General features: G+C 51.9%; 2 protein-coding genes, 11 tRNA genes and 2 rRNA genes. All 15 read left to right on the top strand.

Annotated elements, in window-relative coordinates; all coding sequences use genetic code 11:
* A 23S ribosomal RNA gene (locus OS242_RS21270) occupies positions 1 to 124 on the top strand; the annotation flags it as partial.
* A gap of 58 nt (positions 125 to 182) precedes the next feature.
* Positions 183 to 269, top strand: a tRNA-Leu gene (locus tag OS242_RS21265).
* A gap of 71 nt (positions 270 to 340) precedes the next feature.
* Entirely contained in the window at positions 341 to 1,060 is a 720-nt protein-coding gene (locus tag OS242_RS21260; protein WP_267153654.1) for a 3'-5' exonuclease, read from the top strand.
* Positions 1,061 to 1,198: 138 nt separating this feature from the next.
* Positions 1,199 to 1,274: transfer RNA gene (locus OS242_RS21255), tRNA-Lys, on the top strand.
* A 75-nt stretch (positions 1,275 to 1,349) separates the two neighbouring features.
* Positions 1,350 to 1,434: transfer RNA gene (locus OS242_RS21250), tRNA-Leu, on the top strand.
* A 4-nt stretch (positions 1,435 to 1,438) separates the two neighbouring features.
* Positions 1,439 to 1,514: transfer RNA gene (locus tag OS242_RS21245), tRNA-Ala, on the top strand.
* A gap of 5 nt (positions 1,515 to 1,519) precedes the next feature.
* Positions 1,520 to 1,595, top strand: a tRNA-Asn gene (locus tag OS242_RS21240).
* Position 1,596: 1 nt separating this feature from the next.
* Positions 1,597 to 1,672: transfer RNA gene (locus OS242_RS21235), tRNA-Thr, on the top strand.
* A gap of 4 nt (positions 1,673 to 1,676) precedes the next feature.
* Positions 1,677 to 1,753 (top strand) — tRNA-Glu (locus tag OS242_RS21230).
* A gap of 4 nt (positions 1,754 to 1,757) precedes the next feature.
* Positions 1,758 to 1,833, top strand: a tRNA-Val gene (locus OS242_RS21225).
* A gap of 18 nt (positions 1,834 to 1,851) precedes the next feature.
* Positions 1,852 to 1,927: transfer RNA gene (locus OS242_RS21220), tRNA-Phe, on the top strand.
* Between the two features lie 13 nt (positions 1,928 to 1,940).
* Positions 1,941 to 2,015 (top strand) — tRNA-Gly (locus OS242_RS21215).
* An 8-nt stretch (positions 2,016 to 2,023) separates the two neighbouring features.
* Positions 2,024 to 2,100 (top strand) — tRNA-Ile (locus tag OS242_RS21210).
* A 135-nt stretch (positions 2,101 to 2,235) separates the two neighbouring features.
* Entirely contained in the window at positions 2,236 to 2,796 is a 561-nt protein-coding gene (locus tag OS242_RS21205) for a DJ-1/PfpI family protein (RefSeq protein WP_267153653.1), read from the top strand.
* Positions 2,797 to 3,037: 241 nt separating this feature from the next.
* Positions 3,038 to 3,158, top strand: a 16S ribosomal RNA gene (locus OS242_RS21200); the annotation flags it as partial.

The raw sequence follows: 3,158 nt of genomic DNA, 5'->3' as shown, positions 1-3,158 counted from the left end.
GATAAGACTTCCCACACGGTCAACGTGGTAAGACCCCTTGTAGACGACAAGGTTGATAGGCTGGAGGTGTACGCGCCGCGAGGCGTTCAGCTGACCAGTACTAATAGGTCGAGGGCTTATCCTAAGCGATTCATATATCATTCGCATCCAGTTTTCAGGGAACACCCACTATACTTTCATAAGCGGTCATGGCGGAATTGGCAGACGCGCAAGATTCAGGTTCTTGTAGGGGCAACCCTGTGGAGGTTCAAGTCCTCTTGACCGCACCAACAAAGAAAAGCATCGATACGTATCGTATCGATGCTTTTTGAGGTATCCTAAAGAAAAAATGAGGTGTTCCATGTCTTCCTATATTCTTTTCGACCTCGAATGGGTCGCGACGTTGTTTAAAGGCCAGATTCCGGAGATTATTTCGATTGGCGCGGTGAAGTTGGGAGACAAAGCCGGCCATGTCGTCGAAGTCGATCGCTTTCAAGCCTACGTGCGGCCGTTGAAAGCCAAACGATTAAATAAGCGGACCACCAAAATCACCGGCATCAGACCGCAGGATGTCAGCACACAAGACGACTTTAAAAAGACTTGGCGACGTTTCGTGAAGTGGCTGGGGACGGACGATTATTACCTGCTCACGTGGGGGACAGAAGACGTTCGGACGTTGATTCACAATTGTCGGCAGCATCGGGTCACACTGGAGTGGTTGCGCAATTACAACGACCTTCAGGCGGAGTTTGGCCGCCTTTACAGTTTGCAAAACCAGACGAGCTTGCCCAATGCGATGGAACTGCTTCGCCTTCAGTATGTCGGACAGCACCACAGTGCAATCGACGACGCTCGCAACACGGCGGAGATCTTTAAAGCTTGTTTTGGCAGACTGCGTTTGCAGCAGAACCATCATGGGCAGGTCCAGAGAAAATACGGCCCGAAAAACCCGCGTCGCGTCGCGAAACCGCGTCCGGTATCGGGTGCAGGATCAGTTGCGGCACAAAGGCGCTCCGAACGGCAAGGACAAGGAGAACCGACTGGGAGAAAAGCGTCGAAATCGCTCGTAACGAGCAGGTAGTATCTCTTCGATTGCGAAAAGCCGTCATTTTGACTGCTTTTGCCGGAGGGAGGCCGTTGAACCATACGGCTGTCCGTGTTAAGATAAGTCCTGTCGCCGCGAGAGATCGTCGCTGACAAGAACGAAAGAACGTACCATGAGTCATTAGCTCAGTTGGTAGAGCAGCTGACTTTTAATCAGCGGGTCGAAGGTTCGAGTCCTTCATGACTCACCATTTGGATAAAGGAAGGTCGGCTAAAGACCGCGCCCATCCGGGGCGCAACGCCGACATTCATGCATCCATGCATTCGCGGTCGTGGCGGAATGGCAGACGCGCACGCTTGAGGGGCGTGTGGGGTTTCCCCGTGGAAGTTCGAGTCTTCTCGACCGCACCATAATGGGGGTATAGCTCAGTTGGTAGAGCACCTGCCTTGCAAGCAGGGGGTCAGCGGTTCGAATCCGCTTATCTCCACCATGTATTCCTCGATAGCTCAGCTGGTAGAGCGCCCGACTGTTAATCGGATGGTCACAGGTTCGAATCCTGTTCGAGGAGCCACGCCTTTTTAGCTCAGTAGGTAGAGCGCATCCATGGTAAGGATGAGGTCATCGGTTCGATTCCGATAAAAGGCACCATTTTGGCTCGTTGGAGAAGCGGCTTAACTCACCGCCCTTTCAAGGCGGCATTCACGGGTTCGAATCCCGTACGAGTCACCATTTTGGAGGTTTAGCTCAGCTGGGAGAGCATCTGCCTTACAAGCAGAGGGTCGGCGGTTCGATCCCGTCAACCTCCACCATTTTACAAAATCCAATAAGGCTCGGTAGCTCAGTTGGTAGAGCAGAGGACTGAAAATCCTCGTGTCGGCGGTTCGATTCCGTCCCGAGCCACCATATCATCAAACATGCGGAAGTGGCTCAGGGGTAGAGCATCGCCTTGCCAAGGCGAGGGTCGCGGGTTCGAATCCCGTCTTCCGCTCCATTTGTTAAGGGCCCATAGCTCAGTTGGCTAGAGCGCACGACTGATAATCGTGAGGTCGGAAGTTCGAATCTTCTTGGGCCCACCAGAATGCAATACCAATAAGAACCGTCTCGTGAAGAAATACTTCGCGAGGCGGTTTTTTTATTAATATAAGTATTGATTGCGGCAACATTTCCCTTCATAATAGAAACAGAACTAACAGAGAGAGGGGATATTTACATTGGCAAAGAAAATTTTGATCGTCACCGGAGACGCTGTAGAGGCGCTGGAAGTATACTATCCGTATTATCGTTGCCTCGAAGAAGGCTACGACGTTACGATCGCTGCACCGACCAAAAAGGTACTCAACACCGTCATCCATGACTTCATCGACACCTGGGAAACCTACACCGAGAAACCGGGCTACCTGATCGAAGCGCATACCACGTTTGCCGAGATCAACCCGAGCGACTATGACGGGTTGCTGGTCCCGGGTGGCCGTGCTCCGGAGTACATCCGTCTGAACGAGTACCTGCCGGGTATCGTCAGCCACTTCTTTGAAACCAACAAGCCGATCGGTCTGATCTGCCATGCGAGCATGGTACTGGCTGCGCTCAAAGATCGCGATGTTCTGAAAGGTCGGGAAATGACCGCCTACATCGCTTGCAAGCCAGACGTGGAAAGCATCGGCGCGACGTATATCTCTGAGACTCTGCACGTAGACGGCAACCTTGTCTCCGGCCATGCTTGGCCGGATCTCCCTGGCTTTATGAGAGAGTTCGTCAAGCAAGTCAACGCATAATCACAAGAAGGAAAAGCTCTTGGCACTCGATGTCGAGAGCTTTTCTCTTACAATCTACTAGTCATGCAATCAGGAAGAAGTTGTTAGTTGCGTTTCACCAGTCTCCGTGGTATTCTAATACCTGTCGCCGCGAGAGACAAGCGGTGATGAGATAGAAATGAACGAGATTGATCCTTGAAAACTAAACGAGTGTTACGAGATCGATTTTCGAGCCAGCGATTCATTCGCTTGATTTCAAACTTTTATTGAGAGTTTGATCCTGGCTCAGGACGAACGCTGGCGGCGTGCCTAATACATGCAAGTCGAGCGGATTGAATCGGAGCTTGCTCCGAGGATGTCAGCGGCGGACGGGTGAGTAACAC

It is taken from the genome of Tumebacillus lacus (assembly GCF_026410385.1).
Taxonomy (GTDB): Bacteria; Bacillota; Bacilli; order Tumebacillales; family Tumebacillaceae; genus Tumebacillus; species Tumebacillus lacus.
The sequence above is the reverse complement of the archived record's forward strand: the minus strand, read 5'-3'. Positions and strand labels throughout refer to the sequence as shown.